Source organism: uncultured Roseibium sp. (assembly GCF_947494555.1).
Lineage (GTDB): Bacteria > Pseudomonadota > Alphaproteobacteria > Rhizobiales > Stappiaceae > Roseibium.
The window spans coordinates 449,750-468,885 of the sequence record NZ_CANLVF010000001.1 but is presented as its reverse complement, the minus strand read 5'-3'; the positions used below and the strand labels follow the sequence as shown (position 1 = coordinate 468,885).

Here is a 19,136-nt window from a genome sequence, read left to right as displayed (position 1 = left end):
GCACATGGTCTGGTCACTCTCCTTCGACCCGCTGCTTCCCCTCTGGGCACTGATCGCCGGCGGCATTGTCGTGTTTTTGATTGCGGGCTTTTCAGGGTATCTCAGTTTGCGCGGTTGGGTCCTGCGGACGCTGACTATGGCGCTCTTGCTGTTCGCGCTCGCCAATCCGGCCGTTGAACGGGAAGATCGCGAGCCGCTGTCCAGCGTTGTTGCACTCGTCGTTGATAAAAGTCAGAGCCAGCGGCTCGCCGAACGCGAGGCAACCACCGATGAAGCTGCAGCAGAAATCCGGCGCCGCGTGGAAGCACTCAAGGGCTTTGACCTGCGTGTCCTTGAAGCGCGCAATTCGGGCTCAGGCAACGGGACCGAACTGTTTCAGGCCCTGACAAACGGACTGGCCGATGTTCCGCCGGAACGGGTCGGAGGCGCAATCATCGTGACCGACGGACAGATCCATGACGTTCCGGAAAATGCCGGTGCGCTCGGGTTTGACGCGCCCGTGCACGGCGTGATCACGGGAACGCCCGAAGAACGCGACCGCCGCATCGTGCTCGAAAAGGCGCCCAGGTTCGGACTCGTCGGATCGGAGCAGACAGTCAGCCTGACCGTGGTCGACCAGGGCCAGGGCACCGGCCCCGGAGATCAGGTTCGCCTGACGGTAAAGCGCGATGGCTCCGTTGTCAGTGAACGAACCGCCCGCACCGGCGAAAAGATCGACATCCCTGTTGAGATTGCCCATGGTGGTGACAACATTTTCGAATTCGAGGCAGAGCCGCTTCGGGACGAACTTACGACCCTGAACAACCGCGCGGTGGTCACCATTGATGGTATCCGCGAGAACCTGCGTGTGCTTCTGGTTTCCGGCTCGCCGCATTCAGGCGAACGCACATGGCGCAACCTGTTGAAGTCCGACGCGTCCGTCGACCTCGTTCATTTCACGATCCTGCGTCCACCGGAAAAACAGGACGGAACACCGATCAACCAGCTTTCACTGATCGCATTCCCGACCCGTGAGCTGTTCTCCGTCAAGATCGATGAGTTCGACCTGATCATTTTTGACCGCTATGTGCGCCGCGGTGTTCTGCCGATGCTCTATTTCGACAACATCGCCCGTTACGTGCGTGACGGCGGCGCCGTGCTCCTTGCGGGCGGTCCCGATTATGCCGAGGCAGGCAGCCTTTACCGGACACCACTCGCACCCATCCTGCCCGCCAGCCCGACCGGCGGCATTCTGGAAGAACCGTTTTACGCAACCCTTGCCAGCCTTGGTGAGCGGCACCCGGTTACACGCGGCCTCCCGGGGTCCGAGCAGGACCCTCCGGCCTGGAGCCGCTGGTTTCGCGCCGTCGACACGCAGCTTGATGCCGGTCACCAGCTCATGTCCGGTCCGAGCGACTCCCCGCTGCTGGTGCTTAACCGCGAAGGCGAAGGCCGTGTCGCGATGCTCCTGTCCGACCATGTCTGGCTCTGGGCGCGCGGCTTTGAAGGCGGCGGCCCGCATGTGCCGCTTCTGCGCCGCCTCGCCCATTGGCTGATGCAGGAGCCCGATCTTGAGGAAGAAGCGCTCAACGTTTCAATACTCGGTGGCGACCTGGTCGTTGAACGTCAGACACTTGGCGACTCCGTCGGCGAAGTCACCGTTACCGCACCTGCGGGCGACGCAACGCAAGTCACCATGGAGGAACGTGATCCGGGCCTCTGGCGCGGAGACATGCCTGTTGAACAGACCGGCCTGTTTTCCGTAACCGACGGCGTCTTGAGCGCGTTGATCCATGTCGGCCCGCAAAATCCGCGGGAATATACAGATGTTCTATCGACAACGGAGGTGCTGTCGCCGATCAGCGAGGCAACTGGAGGCAGCACTCAGCGGCTGAGAGATGTCGGTGGCGACATGGATGTTCCCCGCGTGGTATCCATGCGCACATCGGCCAGTTACGCCGGGAACGGCTGGATCGGCCTCAAGGCAACCGAAGCAAGCGTGCTCAATGGTGTCGACCGCTATCCACTCATGATCGGCCTTCTCGGCCTCGCCCTGCTGCTCGGCATGCTGTCGCTGACCTGGTACCGCGAAGGCCGCTAGAGTGGTTTCAAGTTTCGGCGATCGCACTCGCGCCCATCCGGTGAGCTGCGGCCTTGGAACGAGACCATGCCGCAGTTCACGCAAGACCGAAAATTTCGGATGCTGTCGTGATGTGGCGGCGCCTAGTCCGGCTGCGGCTGATTTTTCAGGAATACGCCAAGTTCCTCGATGCCCATCGGCATTGCGAGTGCATAACCCTGGGCAAAATCGCAGTTCAGCGCCGCAAGCCTTTCGACCTGCTCCAGCCGATCCGCGCCTTCGGCAATCAGGGGTATGCCGAGAGAGTGCCCCATGCCGATGATTGATCCAACCATCCGCTCGAAGATATTGCCTTCCTGGATACCGCAGATCAGGTTGCGGTCGATTTTGATGTGTGCAGGCTGAATATTCATTAACCCCAGCACCGACGCATTCGCCACTCCGAAATCGTCCAGATCCAGACTGCAACCGGCTTGCCTGACCTCTTCGAGAATGTTCGCGAGCTGCTCGTCCACAGTGTCGAGAGCCATGGTCTCCACAAGTTCAAAACGCAAGTCAAAGGGCAGATCGCCGAGTGTCCGCAGACTTTCCAGAAATTCAGGCGACGACAGCCGTTCTTCGGACAGATTGACGGCGAGCGCCGGGACGCTGACCCCATTTTCACAAAGCTCGCGCAATTGCGCGACGGACCGGTCCAGCATCAAAGCGTCGATGTCGGCAAGCAGATTAAGCTCCTTCACCGTTTCCAGAAAGTCCGGTGGCGCAAGCAGACCACGTTCGGGGTGGTTCCACCGGACCAGCGCTTCAACCCCGGTCACGGTTCTGTCCGGCAGGCGAAATTGCGGTTGGAAATGGGGAATGAACTGCCCACTTTGAAGTCCTGCCTTGATTTCTCCTCCGAGCTTCCGCTCATCAAGGATCGCAGTCATCAGCGCCGGCGAATAGGCAACAAACCGGTCCTTGCCGGCCTTCTTGGCGTCATACATTGCAAGGTCGGCCGCCTTCATGAGGCTAGAACGGTCACTTCCGTGTTCGGGATACTGGGCAAGGCCAACGCTAGCGCCAATGACGGTCTGTGTACCGTAAACAATGATCGGCTCTCTGATCCGCTCCACGATGTCCGCTGCCAGCCCGGATATTTGGGCATGGTCTTCGGATGGGAGCCAAATCGCAAACTCGTCGCCACCAAGGCGTGTGACGAGCGGATGCAAAAAGGCTGTTGACGGCCCCTGCTTGAGCTCATCATTTTCATAATCGGCAAGTTTTCTGACACCCAGAACGGTGCATAGACGCTCGCCAACAGCTTCCAGGACCTTGTCGCCGACGTCGTGACCATACATGTCGTTGACGGACTTGAAACCGTCGAGATCGATGAGCAGCAGCGTTCCGCGCTGACCTTCCGATATGGCCCCGCTCAGTTGCTGGTGCAGATAGGTCCGGTTGCCCAGTCCGGTGACAAGGTCCTGATACGCCAACGCATTGATCGTAGACATGTTCTCGCGAAGGCGCAGAACCATTTCTCTGAAGCGCTTGCTCAATTCATTGAATTCGATCGGCAGAAAACGGCTGGAGCCCTGTACCTCCGGCAGGCTCATTTCACCTCCGGCAATCCTGGACGAAGCGCGGGTGATTTGCTCGATTGGCCGGACCACACGCAAGGAAACCAGTAAAGCCAGCGCAAGCGCGGAGGCAACACCAATCACGAGGACGATGACAGCCGACCGGCGGGCGTCATCGGCCTTTTGCTGCAGCTCGGCGATTGGCTGCGGAATCATGACGCCCCAGCCGACTGGATGCACATAAGTGAAGCCGGCAATCATGTCGCCCTTGAGCGCCGGTGAGTAGAAAATCTCGACACCGGTTTCACGGGCGAGCATCCTTTGCACCGCCGAAATCATGGACATATCCTTGCGCGTGGCGACCCAGTCAGCCAAAGGGTGCGAGAGCGCCCGCCCGTGATTGTCGACGATTGCAGCATGACCGCGCACACCGAAGGAAATAGCCTCGCCCAATTCCCTGAAATAAGTGGTTTTCACCGCACCGACGGCCAGTGAGTCACCCGACCGTTTGACCATGTGAAGCACGTTTTCACCGTCGGGAGTTTCCACGACCGGGCCAAAGGCAACCCCTTCCGGTGTCACCAAGGACTTGAGGCGCTCAAACTCGGCTTGCGGGATGACTTTGGGACAGGGTGCGGAGGCTGATGCAAGCGTGAGTGTCACCCGCCCCGTTTCCCAATCGGCAATGCAAACATGCCTGAAACTGAGATTATCAAGTACGCGCAGCATTGTTTTCGCGTCGGACCAGGTCTCCGGTGTGTCGAGCAACAGGTCGAAGGTCGTTACAAGATCGCGGTAATATCGCTCCAGGGCTGCCGCAAGATTTCTTGCAAGCAGGAGATGACGTTCATGGACTTCGTCGAGTTCGCCTTCAAGCACCTCGGAATGCGGCCAGGCCTGAAACAGCAACAGCGGGGTTACCGACAGGAAGAGAAAGAGTGTCAGTAGAAAATATCTGAGCTTCATAAATCAATGTGCCTCAAGCAATGCCTGCCCTGGCATCTATACTGCGCATATCTTAATTCGAAGCGAACTGAACTTTTTGAGATGTAACCAGTTCCGTAGAATTTACGTGAACTGTGGGTCTATTCGATCTGCTTTTTCGCAGACCGTGCGCCCGATTAAATCTGTTGCCGTCCCGGCCTTGAGCCGGGACCTTTATTGCTGCAAGGGCAGCGGGTTCCCGGATCTTCGCTATGCTGCGTCCGGGAAGGCAGCTGTCTTTAACCTTGCCCTGGCCTCTCGGTTCAAGGTCATAAGGCGATCATTCCTGAGTGGGAACTCGGTCTTCGTACCTGCACTTCGGTACGCGAGGGGCGCAACGAACAACCGCAACGGTTTCACAATCCACCGCGTACCGCGCCTGCAGGCATCTCCGCCCCGTTCATCAGAGCGACCAGCAACCGCGCCGGATCGACCGGCCCGGGTAGAGCGATATGTCCTAGAGGCACTTGCTGAAACCCGAAGGGTCCGTAATAGGGTGCATCGCCAACGAGAAGAACAACCTTGTCCCCTGCCAACGCTGCAGCGTCCATTGCCGTACGCATGAGCGCCTTGCCCAGACCCCGATTCTTGAAATCAGGAGAGACTGTTAGTGGTCCCAGCAACAGACCCTCTGCATCTCCGATCAGGACCGGGGAAAGCCGGATGGACCCGGCGATGTGCGACCCCACCAATCCGACAAAAGACAGATCCGTCCGGTGCGGTACGTTCTCGCGGATACGGAACGCCGTCCTTGCGAACCGTCCCGGTCCGAAGGCTTCTGCCTGGAGGTCTTCGATGGCGGTGTTGTCTGCGGCGTCTTCGAGCCGGATGACCCACGTGGTCTGTTTCATGAGGCTGTTCCTGAACAAGCGATCTTTATCGGAAAGCGCGCCTGCCAATAGCCCAGAGAAGTGGTTTTGTTGATCCGGGATCAGGTCAGCCGCGACGGAGCGAACGAGAGCTTTCTCGTCGGTCGGTTCGTCGTCGGAGCATCAGACCTGCGGTCATTAATCCCAGTCTTTCGGTTTCGCCGGAAATTGAAGACTGTCCGGCGGTTTATTCGTGAGGCAAAGCGGTTAGCACGCAAGAACCGTCCGGTCCAGCGCTTTTTGCAAGGTTCACGGCACAAGCTATTGTTCACCCATCCCGAACACAGCATTCAATTGATTGATTTTCAGCTTCGGCGCACAACTTTCAGCTAAAGGAAATTCAAGGAGCGCACTATGGGATTGCTGGTAGACGGTGTCTGGAAAGACCAATGGTACGATACGAAATCCAGTGGAGGCCGGTTCGTCCGCAAGGATGCCGCGTTCCGCAACTGGATCACCGCGGACGGATCCGCCGGCCCAAGCGGGAAAGGCGGTTTCAAGGCGGAAGCCGGCCGCTACCACTTGTTTGTTTCCTACGCCTGTCCCTGGGCGCACCGCGCGATGATCTTCCGCAAGCTGAAGGGCCTGGAAGACGCAATCGGTCTTTCAGCAGTTCAGCCGCTCATGCTCGAAAACGGCTGGGAGTTCGCAGAACAAGAAGCTTTGACGGGAGCAAAATACGCCTGGAACATCTACGCCAAGGCCGATCCGACCTATACCGGCCGCGCAACCGTGCCGATCCTGTGGGACAAACACCAGGAAACAATCGTCAGCAACGAGTCGTCTGAAATCATCAGGATGTTCAACTCCGAATTCGACGGGCTGACAGGCTCCAATCTGGATTTCTATCCCGAAAACCTGCGCGCGGATATCGATGCGGTCAACGAGCGGATCTATCACACACTCAACAACGGCGTTTACAAATCCGGCTTTGCAACGTCACAGGATGCTTACGAGGAAGCGGTCACAGCCCTTTTTGAAACGCTTGATTACCTGGAGGATCTGCTTGCCTCAAACCGTTATCTGACAGGAGACCGCCTGACCGAGGCAGACTGGCGGCTGTTTACGACACTGGTGCGGTTCGATGCCGTCTATGTCGGTCACTTCAAGTGCAACATCAGACGGATCCTCGACTACCCGAACCTGCAGAACTACCTTCTGGAGCTCTATCAGGTGCCGGGCGTCGCGGAGACTGTCGATATGGCGACAATCAAGCAGCACTATTACGGCTCTCATGAAAGCGTCAATCCGACCCGGATCGTTCCGGTAGGACCGGAGCTCGATTTCCTGAAGCCTCATAACCGCGATCGGCTTCCGGCAGCTGCGTGAGGTCCTGAAGGAACTGCAAGATCACCAATAAGCGCCGGACGGAAAGTCCCCGTTCCTGAACTCCGTCAGACGACGTTCCGTTGCCGGGCTCAAACCGTCCGGCAGCGCATCCAGTGCGAAAAAACCCGCTTCCGCAATCTCGGAGTTGGGTTCAAGATAAGCTTCGGTCCTGTTCCAGTCCGTCAGGTGGAAAAGCCCCACATGATCGCGGCCCGTCGCCTCGCGATTGAGGTACATGCCGAGCAAATCGGGAGCGCCCGCAGCCGCAACACCCGCCTCTTCGCGAACTTCCCGGACCGCAGCCTCGGCGAGCGTTTCACCGCCATCGACGGCACCACCTGGAAGATACCAGCCTTCCAGGTAGGTATGTCGCACAAGCAGGATGCGGCGCTGGTCGTCCTCGACAAGGACTCGGACGCCCAGAATGTAAGGGTTCCGGATCAGGACCGCGCTCTGGACAATGCGCTTGGTCCACGGTGTTGGCAGGAACGACAGAAGTTTCAACATACCGGCAGATTGCACGCCTAAATCCTGAAGTAAAACCTTATTAACCCATGCATTTTCTGCAGGGCAGATGCGACGGAATATCGCTCGTAACGCAGGGCGCAGATGCCTATATAAAGTGCACAGTGATGAATTCGAAGGCAGAGCAATCGCTGCCCGACCGCAAAAAAGGATAACGACAATGTTGAACGCACTCTTCGGCAAAGGCCGCAAACGTCCGTCCCACTACCAGTGGAAACCGGCTGTTGATCTCAGCAACCCGCGCATTGTCGCCGCACTGACCACGTTCCCGACAAACTGACAACCGTCGACACGGGCTTCAGCAAACCGCATACGGAGCAGCACATGATCGGTTTCGTAAATGTTGTGAACGCGACGCTGCGCGAGACGACGCGCACCGCTGGATCAAGCACCGGTAAACCCGTTCTGGCTGCGGATGCAAAAACCCGACCAGTCAAAGCGAAAGCCTGACGGATACAAAAGTCATAACAGCCTTGGACGCGCCGCGTTATTTTCTTGACGCGGCGCGTTTTGATTTGAAGATGCGCCCTCATGTTCACGCTCGCGCATCTTTCGGACCCGCATCTCGGTCCCCTGCCTGACCCAAAGCTTCTCCAGCTCGTTTCAAAACGCATTCTCGGCTACCTCAACTGGCACCGGAACCGGTCCAAGATCATGGGCGCGAGCTATCTGGATCAGCTCGTCGATGACATGAAGGAAAAGGCACCGGACCACATCGCCGTCACTGGCGACCTTGTGAACATTGCGCTTCCGATTGAAATCGCGGGAGCACGTACCTGGCTTGAGGAAATCGGTGACCCGCGTGATGTTTCGGTTGTGCCCGGAAACCACGATGCCTATGTGCCTGGTGCTATCCGGCGCGCGCGCACGGCCTGGTGGCCTTACATGTGCGCCGATGATGCAAGCACCACCCCGCCTGAAGACGTAAGATCCGAAGCGACCTTTCCTTACGTGCGAAAACGCGACAACGTCGCGCTTATAGGAGTGACAACCGGCCGCGCTACCGCGCCCTGGTTTGCCACCGGCCGGGTCGGGAGCGAGCAGGCAAAACGCCTGCGCACCGTTTTGGAAGAGCTTGGAAAAGAAGGGCTCTTCAGGGTCGTGATGCTCCATCACCCACCGTTCAGGCAGGCCACCAAGTGGCACAAGCGCCTGTCGGACGCCTCACGCGTTCGCGCGGTGGTCAAGCGCGCAGGTGCCGAACTGATCCTGCATGGTCATACACATATTGACAGTTTTGAGAAAATCGAAGGTCCGAACGGCCCTGTCCACGTGATTGGTGTTCCCTCAGCAACAAGTGCCCCGGGCGGCCATGGCCCGGCCGCCTGCTACAATCTCTTCAAAATCGACAAGACCAATGCCGGCTGGATTTGCCGAATGGAAGAACATGGATTTGAGGCCCCGAACACGCCTGTCGTACTGCTTCGAGAGCGGGAAATCGTGATACCGGATGGGAGTTGACACATCGAGATCAATGCGATCTTGAGAGTTCTCTCAGCAACCTTGTCATGCCTGCAAAGGCACGCCGCCAGGTCATCAGCGCGCACATTTCAGACCGGCAACATGCTGTATCCCGGTGTTGTCTCCGCCAAACCGGGATTACAAGCGGCAAGCGACTGACATCTTAGTCAATGATCGTTTCAAAGCGGATTGGCGAACCAGGCAAACGCGACGAGACCGACGACACCGGCCGCAATCCCGATGCCGAATGCACCCAGAACCGCCAGCCAGGATGTTCTGCTTTCCCGCACCCGAACGACCTTTGATTCATTGGCAACCTGCTTCAGCCGGTTGTTGAGCCAGTCGCCTTCCAGCGCTTTTTCGCGTTCGATCACCCGTTCTGCAATATACTCGGTCAGGCAGTCGGCCATGTCATCGATGTTTGCCGTCTCCAGAATGACAACCCGCCCAAGGCGGGTGTCTTTCAAGAACCGGTAGGTCTTGCGGTCACCGCCGACAGCAACATGGCTGGTTGCGTCAATCCACAAACGTGGTGTCGAGCCGGAAATGATCTGCAACGAAAACTGGTCGTCATCCTCCGGGATTTCCTTGAAGACATCCTTGAGTTCGTCCGCCAGCATGTCGAGCCGCGCCCGCTCCGTATCTTGAAGCTCGACCACGACATCGGAGCGTTCGACTTCACCAAGCTGCACCTTGCGGATAGCATCGCGCAGGGAGCGAATGCGCGTGTGGGGGACGACGTTATCCTGCATTTCAGACATGTGTTGTCTGGCTCCTTATTCTGCCGTTCGTGAACGAAGTCTTAACTGACTCCCGCTGGCGTGAAACGGCCACACGGCCCTAGTCCTCGCCTTTCCACCGGCAATGATCCGAATTTGGTTAACGAACATTAAGAGATTTTTAACCGTGACGCCAGCAAGGCAGCGCTGGCCACACCCCAAATCATGGGTTATGCAAAGTTAGAACACCCGTGTCCGCCCTGTCTGGGAGATCACCTCATGAATGTCGATGGCAAAAAATATCGCACGATCTGGCTCGCAAAGGATGGCGAAAGCGTCGAAATCATCGACCAGACCAAGTTTCCCTATGCCTTCGAGATTGCAAAGCTTCGCACGATGGAAGATGCCGCGCACGCAATCCGGGTCATGCAAGTACGCGGCGCGCCACTAATCGGGGCAACGGCAGCCTATGGGGTCGCGCTCGCAATGCGCGCGGATTCTTCGGACGAAGCGCTACACCATGCCTGCTCGGCACTTCTTGAAACACGGCCGACCGCCGTCAATCTTCACTGGGCGCTCGACCGTGCGCGCAAAGTCCTGATCCAGGTGGAACCAGCGCTGCGCGCTACCGCCGCATTCACGCTCGCCAACGACATCTGCGATGAGGACATCGGGATCAACATGGCAATCGGCATGCATGGCATGGAGCTGATCGCCGCCATTTCCGAAACGAAGCGAAAAGGCGAGCCCGTCAATATCCTGACCCACTGCAATGCCGGCTGGCTTGCAACCGTGGACTGGGGAACGGCGACCGCGCCCGTCTATATGTCCCATGACGGCGGCATTCCGGTGCATGTGTGGGTAGACGAGACCCGGCCCCGGAACCAGGGCGCTTTCCTGACCGCCTGGGAACTCGGCCACCACGGTGTGCCGCATACTGTGATCGTCGACAATGCAGGCGGGCACCTGATGCAGCACGGCGAAGTCGATATCGTCATCACAGGCACCGACCGGACGACGGCAACCGGTGATGTCTGCAACAAGATCGGAACGTATTTGAAAGCTCTCGCGGCGAGAGACAACAACGTGCCCTTCTATGTCGCCCTGCCCTCACCGACCATCGATTTCTCGCTCTCGGACGGTGTTCGCGAAGTACCTATCGAAGAGCGGGACGGCAAGGAAGTCAGCCAGATGACAGGCAGGACCGACCGCGGCGACATTCACACGATCAATATCGTCGCCGAGGGTTCGCCAGTCGCCAATCCGGCGTTCGACGTGACCCCGGCGCGCCTCGTGACGGGTCTTATCACCGAACGCGGCGTCCTGGAGCCAAACCGCCAATCCATCGCGGGAGCCTTCCCGGAACGGGTCAAAATGAGTGCTTAGGATCTGAGTATTGGACAAAGCGATCTGGATCTCGCAATTGGTGATCCCGGGCTAGATCGGAGATTAGGTGCGAAAGTTCATGCGCAGGACAGGTACATGTCACCGTTTCACCGTTGAACCGCCCACAACAGATCAGAAGCATCCTTAAGGATTTGATCTGCAAAAAAACGAACATCAAATCCGCTGACGGTCATCCCTAACGAGGTCAGGGATGGCTCTCTGGAATCTTGTGTACTGGAAGAAAAGACATAGGTTCCTGCTTCTGGGGCATGAACGAAACCTGTGAGAAGGAGTTTATGATCTCAGATAATGACCGAGCGCCTGTCATGCCGCTATTCTAGTCGTCACTATCCTGCAGATCCCATTGCGAGATATCTTCAACCGGACGGGGGAGACGGCCCTCGAGCCAGTCTGCCAGCGTTCCTGGTCTAAACTCCAAACTGCTGCAAGTAATCCACCAGGACAGAAACTCCTCCGGCCCGCCATTCAGGTAAGGTGGTGGCGAACTCGGGTAAAAACGTGTCGGCAGACGCTCTTGAAGAGAGAGATTATTTGCCACATAGGCAAATTCCTGAACAACGTGCCATGCAATGTCGTGATGGATATCAATGTCAAACGTGACCCACCACTCGTGCGAATTCGAACCGCTCTGAATGTTTGGGAATACCGCAGGGACGCGTTTTAGATAATTTTCCAGCTTTTCAAAGGCGCGTTGATCCAGCATCACGTAATTTCTCTGTGTACCAATTTAGTCAATCACCGGTACATGGGGTGCGCTTTCGTGGGTGTGAAGGCCCAAAAGGCGCGGATCGTCGGCAATTTCGATGGAGCGTTTATAGGGTTTGAACCCGCAAGACATATAGAACCGGATTGCCTGCGGACTGTCGCCCGTGCAGGTGTGCAGCCAAAGGCGCTTGGTTTGCGGGCGGGACCAGGCCATCTCGACGGCCTGCGCCATCAGCCAGCGCCCGAGGCCGCCACCGATGGCATCCGGTACAAGGCCGAAATAAGAGACCTCGGGCTCCTGCGGGTCGGTAAAGTCGAGCTCAAGCGTTCCAATCGGTTTCCTGCCCATCATGGGCAGATAGTTTTCCCGTGCCGGATCGTTCAGCATTGCTTTGAGAGTTTCATCGTCATGGATCAGTCGGCCGAACCACATCCAGTCCTCGCCCACCTGCCGGAAGAGACTGCGATAGGCGGCAAGGTCCGGCGCGTTCCATTTGAGCAGATCAACATCGTCCCGCGCTGGAGCCAGCGGAGATTGCGGCGGCGCCAGCATTTCCAGAAACGTGACCACGAACGCAATTTTCCCATCCGGAACATCCGTATAGCCGTTCAGATCAAGCACGCGGTCGGTCATCTCAAATCCAGGGATAGTTCGCAGTTCAGCTCCGGCTTAGCAGTTGCCTTGAAAAGCACAAGGGCGCGTTTTGCGTATTGCACCGCTTTAACACCCTGTTAACCACAACTTGGGACACTGCATCTGTATCCAGGAAAGATGCGCTGATGCCCAAGGTCGGGAACTACATCCAAAGAGACTATCACAGCAAGTACCGGTCCCAGGGCAAGTCTACCTGGTCGGACTACAATCAGGCATGGGCCCAAAAACGTCAGGCCTCCGCTGAAAGGATGCAGCAACTGCGTGCGATAGCTAACAACTTCGCAACAATCGGCACCCAGGCCTCACAGGCAAACACCGCATTTATCTTCCAAAATCGGAGCCAGGCCGGACCTTATGCCAACGCGACCGCTGTCGCGGCACGGATCAACGTTCTGGTCTGACTTGTAGAAGCCGTCACCCTGCAAAACAATTCTCGTTGGCGTCGCGTGCGATGAGCGGCGAACTCGCATTTGGTTTTCCATGATCTACGGTTCAAAGACACCCAATATCGATCAGGAATTGTCGCGCTTGAGATAAAGTTGCCCTCAACAAGAACCGCAATTAAAAATTGAACAATGAGCGTCCGATTATGGCCAAGATCATAGCTCAATGAAGCTCTGTACAATCCGCTCTCCATCGATTCAAAAGTGCTCTCATGACGTCCCGGATCCTGATCGTAGACGATGATTTTCACATCCGGGGTGTTGTCCGGATTGCGGCTGAGACAGCCGGCATGCAGACAAATGAGGCGGCAAACGGTCTTGATGCTCTCACATTGGTGCACCGGCACAAACCCGATCTCGTGGTTCTGGATGTTGGCATGCCGGGCATGAACGGCTTTGACTGTTGCAAGCAGATCCGCAACCACTCGCGTGTCCCGATCCTGTTCCTTACGGCGCATGATGATGAGGTCGATCGAATACTGGGATTTGAGCTGGGCGGAGACGACTTTGTCGCCAAGCCTTTTTCTCCGCGCGAGCTGATGCTGCGTATCAAGGCGATCCTTTCCCGTGGCGGTCAGCAAACCGAAGAGTTGCTCCGTTACGGCGATCTTCAACTAAACGGACGGCGGCACGCGTGCATGCTCGGGTCGCACGAACTCGCGGTAACATCCACCGAGTTCGCGCTGCTGGCGCTGCTGGCGCGCCATCCGGGCACATTGATGGACAGGAACACCCTGATCGCCGGCGTGTATGGGCAAAACAACAGTCTTTCCGGGCGCACGATCGACAGTCACGTCCGCAACATAAGGGCAAAAGCTTCCAAGCTCGGTTGCACCGACGTGATCAGGACAGTTCACGGTGTCGGCTTGCGATTGGGAGACTGTCTGCTCAGGTCACCCAACCAGTGAACAGCCTTTTCTCACGGTGGCGTCCGTCGCTGGCGCTTGTGGTGACAGCTGTCTGTTGCACAGTGCTCATTCTCCCCCTTGCCGCTGTGCTCTTTCTGAAATTGGGGGTCAACCGCTTTATTCATGAGACGGAACAATCTCTTATTCAGCAGGCATCGATTTATGCGGGCATCTATGCCACTGCTTTTGAGGCGGCTACGCGCGCACGTGGCGGTGCGAAGATGCCGGGATACTATCTTCCACCACAAAAACGTGTCTTCTGGAACGCCAGAGCAAGAACCTTCGCGCCGCTTCTGAACCTTCAACGTGACCAGATCCTGCCCGCGCGTCCGGAACCTGTCGCTGTCAGCACAAGCCTTGGAGACCGTCACAAGGCAGTAGCCCGCACGCTTGAGACGGTGTCTTCTAGGTCGGGACGAACAACCCTTTCAAATGTTGTTTTTCTGGATCACACCGGTGTTGACCTGCATGCGTCTGAAGCCGCAGGTTTTGCTGAGGTTTCAGAAGTACAAAAGGCACTGACCGGCGGCATCGGCGCAGCGCTGCGTTGGCGGGAAGAAACGCAGGACGCCGCGACCTACCTCTCGCTCAGCAGGGGCACTGGCTTCAGAGTTTTCATTGCCTTTCCTGTGATCAGTGAAAACCGGGTAATTGGTGCTGTCTATCTTTCACGGACACCTGATGAATTGGTGGCTTACCTGTCAGGCGAACGAACAACAATTCTCGTTTTGGCGGGGATTACGATTTGCGGAACGCTCGCGCTCGGTGCCCTGTTGTCACGCCTTGTCACCGGTCCGATCAAGGGACTTCGAGAACAGGCAAGAGCAATCGCTGCCGGCAACCTTGAAGACTTGACGACCCTCAAACGCTACGGCGTGCACGAACTCGCCCAGCTTGGAGAGGCGGTCATCGCCATGGCCCGGCGATTGTCTGCAAGGTCGAAAGAAATCAACATTTACACAACGCACGTGACCCATGAACTCAAGACGCCGATCACTGCCATCATTTCCGCTTCCGAATTGTTGCAAGACGACACGCTGGACGAACGTGCACAAGGCGAGCTCCTGGCAACGTTGAATATGCAGGGACGGCGAATGGATCACCTTCTCAACCGACTTCGGGAAGTCACGCGGCTGCGCCAGCAAGGGCCCGGGAGGCCAACCTTCCTCGAAGAAATGCTGCCAGCTGAACCAAGCCTTCAGGTGATAGCCCGTTCAAACGGCACACCGCTGCCATTGTCCACGCGGCATGGCGAGACTGTTCTGGTGCAAATGGCGCAAAACGCCGTCTGCCACGGTGCAAAACACATCTGGATCGAGTGGGATGGAAAAGTTTTACACGTCAGCGATGACGGCGAAGGTTTCGCTGACAAAGACACGGACCGCTTGACAGAACCCTTTTTCACCTCCCGTCGGGATCGGGGTGGAACGGGATTGGGACTATCGATCGTCGACGCTATTCTGCAGCTCTATGACGCGCGGTTTGTCCCGATAAATGCGCAAGGTGGCGCGAAATTTCGCATCGAGTTTCCGCAAAGCCGTTGAAGTCCTTTGGAGTGGACAAACGCCTGCACCAATCGTGCACAACACCTGCACCACATCGAAATAGAGATGGTTGATTTGAGACGATAATTTCCAGCCTGTCTTCAACGCACTGACGCAGTGCACCCAACCGACCGGCAGATCAAATGACCTTCACCCGTTTTACCGCGGCCACGTTCGCGGCCAGCATTTTGCTGACACTTTCCCCTTCTCAATCCTTCGGCAATCCGAGCGAACGGTACCTGACTGAATACAAGAAGTATCTTGATGCCTCCTGTCCGCTTGAGACGGATGCGATTGATCACTTCGTATATTTCGCGCGTGATCGCGACGCGATACACAATCATGCACTGTTAGAAACCGAGCGGCTCGCCGGCGCACAGATCATGTATTCCTGGCGTCAACTGGAACCTGCCGAAGGGCGTTATGATTTCTCGGCAATCGAAGCCGACCTCGTCTATCTCTCCTCGCACGGCAAGAAGTTGTTTATCCAGCTTCAGGACGCGTCTTTCTCTCCGGACTACAAACCTGTGCCTGAATACCTCTTGCACAGTCATTTCGACGGCGGGGTATCGCCGCAATATACCGATAGCGGCGAACTGGAAGGCTGGGTGGCAAAACGCTGGAACCCAGCCGTTCGTGCCCGCTTCGCGGCTTTGCTCAACGCACTCGGCGACGAATTTGATGGAGAAATCGAAGGCCTCAATTTGCAGGAAACCTCAATTGGCATAACAGAACGCTCGGACGCGTCCTTTTCACCGGACCTCTATGTCGACGGCCTGAAAGCGAACATGCGGGCCCTGAAAACAGCGTTCCCGTCCTCAAAGGCAATGCTCTACGCGAATTTCGTGCCGGGAGAGTGGCTTCCGTGGGAAGACGAGGGTCACTTGCGCGGTCTTTACAGCTACGGCGAAGAGATTGGTGTAGGTCTCGGCGCGCCGGACCTCATGTACAAGCGCAAGGGACAACTTAACCATGCTCTTGCGATGATGCATGAAAACACCTTCACGGTCCCTCTTGGGATCGCAGTTCAGGACGGGAATTACATCGGAAAAACAAATGATCTGGAAGTCATGACCAATCGCAAGAATATTGTGCCCGTCCTTCATGCATTCGCGAAACATTTCCTGAAAGTCGACTACATGTTCTGGCGCAATCAATCTCCCTATTTCGAGCAGGATCTGTTGGGGTGCCTGAAAATGTAAACTCTATCGGTCCAAACTTTGGAAACCCTTGCCCCTCCGAAAGGCTATGAAGAACCCGTAGCCCATAAGGAACCGAAAATGAAAAAAGCGGCTCGTAAGCCGCTTTCCTTGGTCTGTGCTTTAACCGGAGTCAGCTCGTTGCCCGGCGCCGGAATCCAGCCAGCCCGAGAAGCCCGAGCCCGCCGGCCAGAAGCGGCAACGCCGCAGGCAAAGGCACCACCGTTGGCGGTGTATCGGATATTTCCACCAAACCGGTCAGTGTCTCTCCCGGGTCGCCACTCACCTCGCCGGCGAACAGATAAAGTGACGAACCAACTGTAATTTTGGGGCTGAAGATGGCGGTCAGGATGCCTCCGTCACCAAGCGTAAGACTGCCTGGCCCGAAGAAGATCCCGTCAATGTCGTTCAAAGTTGCTGCGGCTTCATCAACTGTCGTCGCATCAATGGAACCATTTGTGGGCCCGCCTGAAGGCGACGGCCCCTGGAATCCTCCGGGGCGCGTCGTTCCCGCGCTGAACTGAAAACTGTCGGCGAAAAAGCGATCGCCATCCGTCGTCAGCAAGCCGTCGACATCAAGGAAAATGGCATCAAGGTCGAATCCGGAATAAATCCCGGTGGAGCCTCCGACACCCGAGTTGGAATCCGTAAGCTTTATCGCGCTGATTTCGGTCAAACCCAGACCCGTCAGATCCGCCCGGTACATGCGCGTCGACGTCGCTGTTCCGGAAGTATCAATACCCTGATCGGTAAAGGTTGGCATGACGGATGCGGCTTGCGATGAGACAGACACCAACAAAATTGCCCCAAAGGAAAAGCCGGTAAGGAAAGTTCTCAACATATCGTAACCTCTTGATTACAAGTCATAAAAAATCGAATTTTGCTAGATACGGTCTAAAATGCGAAGAAAATACAACGAAATTGAATCATAACAAAATTCAACTCTACGTTAATCATAAGTTAGCGTAATTTTCAAGGTATCAACTCTAAATAATCACTCGATGCCTTTTGACTGATTACTATTTCAACGGATTTTGCATGTAGACTACCGTGTACGCAGGGAGGCCAAACCGGCACGGGAGCAGACTGAAATCGGGTATGGTAATCGGCATGCCGTGAGAGGTTCTGATGACAAAAGCCAGTCAGTCAAATATTGAGATCGTCAGGTCGTTCATCGAAGCATTCAATGACGGTGATCTTCCGGCCATGGCGGAATGCCTTGCGGAGGATCTGGTGGCAGATGTCACGCAGAGCGACGGCAGTACGCAGCAGGTCAACGGCCGCGATGCCTACATGGGCCTCATCAAGCAGCTGGACATTCCAAAAGTGCAGCCCAAGCTCACGATAACCCAGATTGCGGAGATAAGCGCGGAACAGGTCATGCTCATGATCGAGGTCAGGGCCTCGCGCAAAGGCCGAAAACTACACAATTTCGCCGCCTATCTCGTCACTGTACAACACCAAAAGATGCAACAGATCTGGATGGTCGAAGCACTGCCTGCCGAAAGCGATTCCTTCTGGTCTGCCTGAAGAGGTCCCGGCTGAGATCAAAATAAATTAGGCCCTCACTACGCTTCACCTGAAGCTGACCCACTCGTCTTACGCCAGATCCCGAAATGCAACGGCAACGCATCTCACCGGCATCTTCATCGCGATGACCAAAAAGGGGCTCAGCCTACCAAGGTCCATGTGTTTCATGTAATCCGCTGCAAAGGGCCATTCGTGGCAACCGCACACAGAAATACGCTCGCTGAGGTCTCATATGGTGCCCATCAGGACACTTACCATTGCAACTAAAAGTTAAATTAGATAGTAAAATCTCTAAAACGTTTAATTCGGAGCATTTGGACAGTAAGACTTACGTTAGGAAAATTAGCCTATGAGAAGTGTTCTAAAAACATGTATTTTTTTGCTTGTGTTCTTGATAACTGAACAAACAAGTGCGGCGCAAAGCGCTTATTACGCGTGCGATACAGCATCAGAATACAAGAAACTGACGAATTATATTAAAAGCAAACAAGATCCTTCGGATCAAATGATTGCTCACCTTCGAAAGGAACTTAAGCAAAAGTACAAACACTTGTCGTCAAAACAGAGAATGCAGAGCAAAGAATTCGAGCGTGACATGAAAAAGGCCATGCGGGAATTCCGGCCAACAAGACCAGCAAAACAGACTTTTGCGTGTCGAAAAATTCCAGGCAATACAATTCTCGTCGAGAAAAACGGGCAGTTCTCGGGCATTGCCTGCGTCAGAGCGTCTTCGTGGTCTACCTGCAAGTGGACCGGCCGCAATGCACTTAAGGCCAGATGGACACCAACCTCCGACAGAAAGACATGGCGCAGAAAATAACGCACAAGAACGGACATTATTAAGTCAGAAATTTGAACGCATTCGCAATGGAATATTGGTTTTTCTATGTGATCGTGTCCCTGTTTGTTGTTGTTGTAACTGCAGAATTCTATTTTGGCACGAGAAAACACGGCGGCATTAAACCATACCTGGTCAACTACTTTCGCTGGTCTTTGACCTTCATGAAGTATTGGTTAGCTTTGGTGGGCATATGGCTAATCTTAGCTTCTGCATTCGTTACCTACGCTTATCTGAGTGCCGATGAACACGGAAAGGCGAAACTCGAAGAGATGTTCCAGGAAATTACAAACCCTCGAAAGACGCTTGAGAAGAACTTTCGAAAAAGTGCGCAATAACTGCTGTTTGCGCTCAACTGGCGACCTTAAGTGCGCTTAGGTTTCCAAAGAACAATCTTGATCC

Annotated in this window: 19 protein-coding genes; 12 read left to right on the top strand and 7 right to left on the bottom strand. The window is 55.8% G+C overall.

Annotated features, from left to right (window positions below; translation table 11 throughout):
* Nucleotides 1-4: 4 nt before the first annotated feature.
* Nucleotides 5-2,080 carry a hypothetical protein gene (locus Q0915_RS02015; protein ID WP_299472755.1) on the top strand — a complete coding sequence of 692 codons (2,076 nt, stop codon included), beginning with the start codon at nucleotides 5-7 and terminating at the stop codon, nucleotides 2,078-2,080.
* A 122-nt stretch (nucleotides 2,081-2,202) separates the two neighbouring features.
* On the opposite strand, the gene Q0915_RS02010 is transcribed toward Q0915_RS02015, so the two are convergent.
* Together Q0915_RS02010 and Q0915_RS02005 are read right to left on the bottom strand one after the other, a co-directional pair.
* Nucleotides 2,203-4,584, bottom strand: coding sequence for an EAL domain-containing protein (locus Q0915_RS02010; RefSeq protein ID WP_299472753.1), 2,382 nt, complete (start codon nucleotides 4,582-4,584; stop codon nucleotides 2,203-2,205).
* Nucleotides 4,585-4,958: 374 nt separating this feature from the next.
* A complete protein-coding gene (locus Q0915_RS02005) occupies nucleotides 4,959-5,453 on the bottom strand; it encodes an N-acetyltransferase (protein ID WP_299472751.1) in 495 nt (164 codons plus the stop codon).
* A 372-nt stretch (nucleotides 5,454-5,825) separates the two neighbouring features.
* Between Q0915_RS02005 and Q0915_RS02000 the strand changes: the two genes are divergently transcribed.
* The gene (locus Q0915_RS02000) at nucleotides 5,826-6,800 is read left to right on the top strand and encodes a glutathione S-transferase family protein (RefSeq protein ID WP_299472749.1); all 975 of its coding nucleotides are present in this window, start codon (nucleotides 5,826-5,828) and stop codon (nucleotides 6,798-6,800) included.
* Between the two features lie 21 nt (nucleotides 6,801-6,821).
* Here Q0915_RS02000 and Q0915_RS01995 read toward each other — a convergent pair whose 3' ends face one another.
* The gene (locus Q0915_RS01995) at nucleotides 6,822-7,322 is read right to left on the bottom strand and encodes an NUDIX domain-containing protein (RefSeq protein ID WP_299472747.1); all 501 of its coding nucleotides are present in this window, start codon (nucleotides 7,320-7,322) and stop codon (nucleotides 6,822-6,824) included.
* 327 nt (nucleotides 7,323-7,649) lie between these two features.
* Between Q0915_RS01995 and Q0915_RS01990 the strand changes: the two genes are divergently transcribed.
* Nucleotides 7,650-7,775 (top strand): hypothetical protein, encoded by a 126-nt coding sequence (locus tag Q0915_RS01990; protein ID WP_299472744.1) that lies wholly within the window; start codon nucleotides 7,650-7,652, stop codon nucleotides 7,773-7,775.
* Between the two features lie 81 nt (nucleotides 7,776-7,856).
* Nucleotides 7,857-8,786 (top strand): metallophosphoesterase, encoded by a 930-nt coding sequence (locus Q0915_RS01985; RefSeq protein ID WP_299472742.1) that lies wholly within the window; start codon nucleotides 7,857-7,859, stop codon nucleotides 8,784-8,786.
* Nucleotides 8,787-8,965: 179 nt separating this feature from the next.
* Here the strand turns inward: Q0915_RS01985 and Q0915_RS01980 are convergent, their stop codons facing one another.
* Entirely contained in the window at nucleotides 8,966-9,547 is a 582-nt protein-coding gene (locus tag Q0915_RS01980) for a hypothetical protein (protein WP_299472740.1), read from the bottom strand.
* A 237-nt stretch (nucleotides 9,548-9,784) separates the two neighbouring features.
* Between Q0915_RS01980 and mtnA the strand changes: the two genes are divergently transcribed.
* Nucleotides 9,785-10,891 (top strand): S-methyl-5-thioribose-1-phosphate isomerase, encoded by a 1,107-nt coding sequence (gene mtnA, locus Q0915_RS01975; protein ID WP_299472738.1) that lies wholly within the window; start codon nucleotides 9,785-9,787, stop codon nucleotides 10,889-10,891.
* Nucleotides 10,892-11,228: 337 nt separating this feature from the next.
* Here mtnA and Q0915_RS01970 read toward each other — a convergent pair whose 3' ends face one another.
* Both Q0915_RS01970 and Q0915_RS01965 read right to left on the bottom strand, forming a co-directional pair.
* On the bottom strand, nucleotides 11,229-11,615 hold the full coding sequence (locus tag Q0915_RS01970; protein WP_299472736.1) for a hypothetical protein: 387 nt from the start codon (nucleotides 11,613-11,615) through the stop codon (nucleotides 11,229-11,231).
* Nucleotides 11,616-11,639: 24 nt separating this feature from the next.
* Nucleotides 11,640-12,251 (bottom strand): GNAT family N-acetyltransferase, encoded by a 612-nt coding sequence (locus Q0915_RS01965; RefSeq protein ID WP_299472734.1) that lies wholly within the window; start codon nucleotides 12,249-12,251, stop codon nucleotides 11,640-11,642.
* Between the two features lie 146 nt (nucleotides 12,252-12,397).
* Here Q0915_RS01965 and Q0915_RS01960 point away from each other — a divergent pair, with 146 nt between their 5' ends.
* The 4 genes from Q0915_RS01960 (at nucleotide 12,398) to Q0915_RS01945 (ending at nucleotide 16,369) form a co-directional block, all read left to right on the top strand.
* Nucleotides 12,398-12,673: a flagellar biosynthesis protein gene (locus tag Q0915_RS01960; RefSeq protein ID WP_299472732.1), complete on the top strand. Its 276-nt coding sequence runs from the start codon at nucleotides 12,398-12,400 to the stop codon at nucleotides 12,671-12,673.
* Between the two features lie 254 nt (nucleotides 12,674-12,927).
* Nucleotides 12,928-13,623, top strand: coding sequence for a response regulator transcription factor (locus tag Q0915_RS01955; RefSeq protein ID WP_299472730.1), 696 nt, complete (start codon nucleotides 12,928-12,930; stop codon nucleotides 13,621-13,623).
* Entirely contained in the window at nucleotides 13,620-15,167 is a 1,548-nt protein-coding gene (locus Q0915_RS01950; protein ID WP_299544155.1) for an ATP-binding protein, read from the top strand. The genes Q0915_RS01955 and Q0915_RS01950 overlap by 4 nt, the downstream gene beginning before the upstream one ends.
* A 143-nt stretch (nucleotides 15,168-15,310) precedes the next feature.
* Entirely contained in the window at nucleotides 15,311-16,369 is a 1,059-nt protein-coding gene (locus Q0915_RS01945) for a hypothetical protein (RefSeq protein ID WP_299472726.1), read from the top strand.
* A gap of 130 nt (nucleotides 16,370-16,499) precedes the next feature.
* On the opposite strand, the gene Q0915_RS01940 is transcribed toward Q0915_RS01945, so the two are convergent.
* Entirely contained in the window at nucleotides 16,500-17,207 is a 708-nt protein-coding gene (locus Q0915_RS01940) for a hypothetical protein (RefSeq protein WP_299472724.1), read from the bottom strand.
* A 287-nt stretch (nucleotides 17,208-17,494) separates the two neighbouring features.
* Here Q0915_RS01940 and Q0915_RS01935 point away from each other — a divergent pair, with 287 nt between their 5' ends.
* From Q0915_RS01935 to Q0915_RS01925, 3 genes are all read left to right on the top strand, one after another.
* A complete protein-coding gene (locus Q0915_RS01935) occupies nucleotides 17,495-17,896 on the top strand; it encodes a nuclear transport factor 2 family protein (protein ID WP_299472722.1) in 402 nt (133 codons plus the stop codon).
* Between the two features lie 349 nt (nucleotides 17,897-18,245).
* Complete coding sequence (locus tag Q0915_RS01930; RefSeq protein ID WP_299472720.1) at nucleotides 18,246-18,716, top strand: hypothetical protein; 471 nt, start codon at nucleotides 18,246-18,248, stop codon at nucleotides 18,714-18,716.
* A 47-nt stretch (nucleotides 18,717-18,763) separates the two neighbouring features.
* Nucleotides 18,764-19,072 carry a hypothetical protein gene (locus tag Q0915_RS01925; RefSeq protein WP_299472718.1) on the top strand — a complete coding sequence of 103 codons (309 nt, stop codon included), beginning with the start codon at nucleotides 18,764-18,766 and terminating at the stop codon, nucleotides 19,070-19,072.
* The last annotated feature ends 64 nt before the right edge of the window (nucleotides 19,073-19,136 follow it).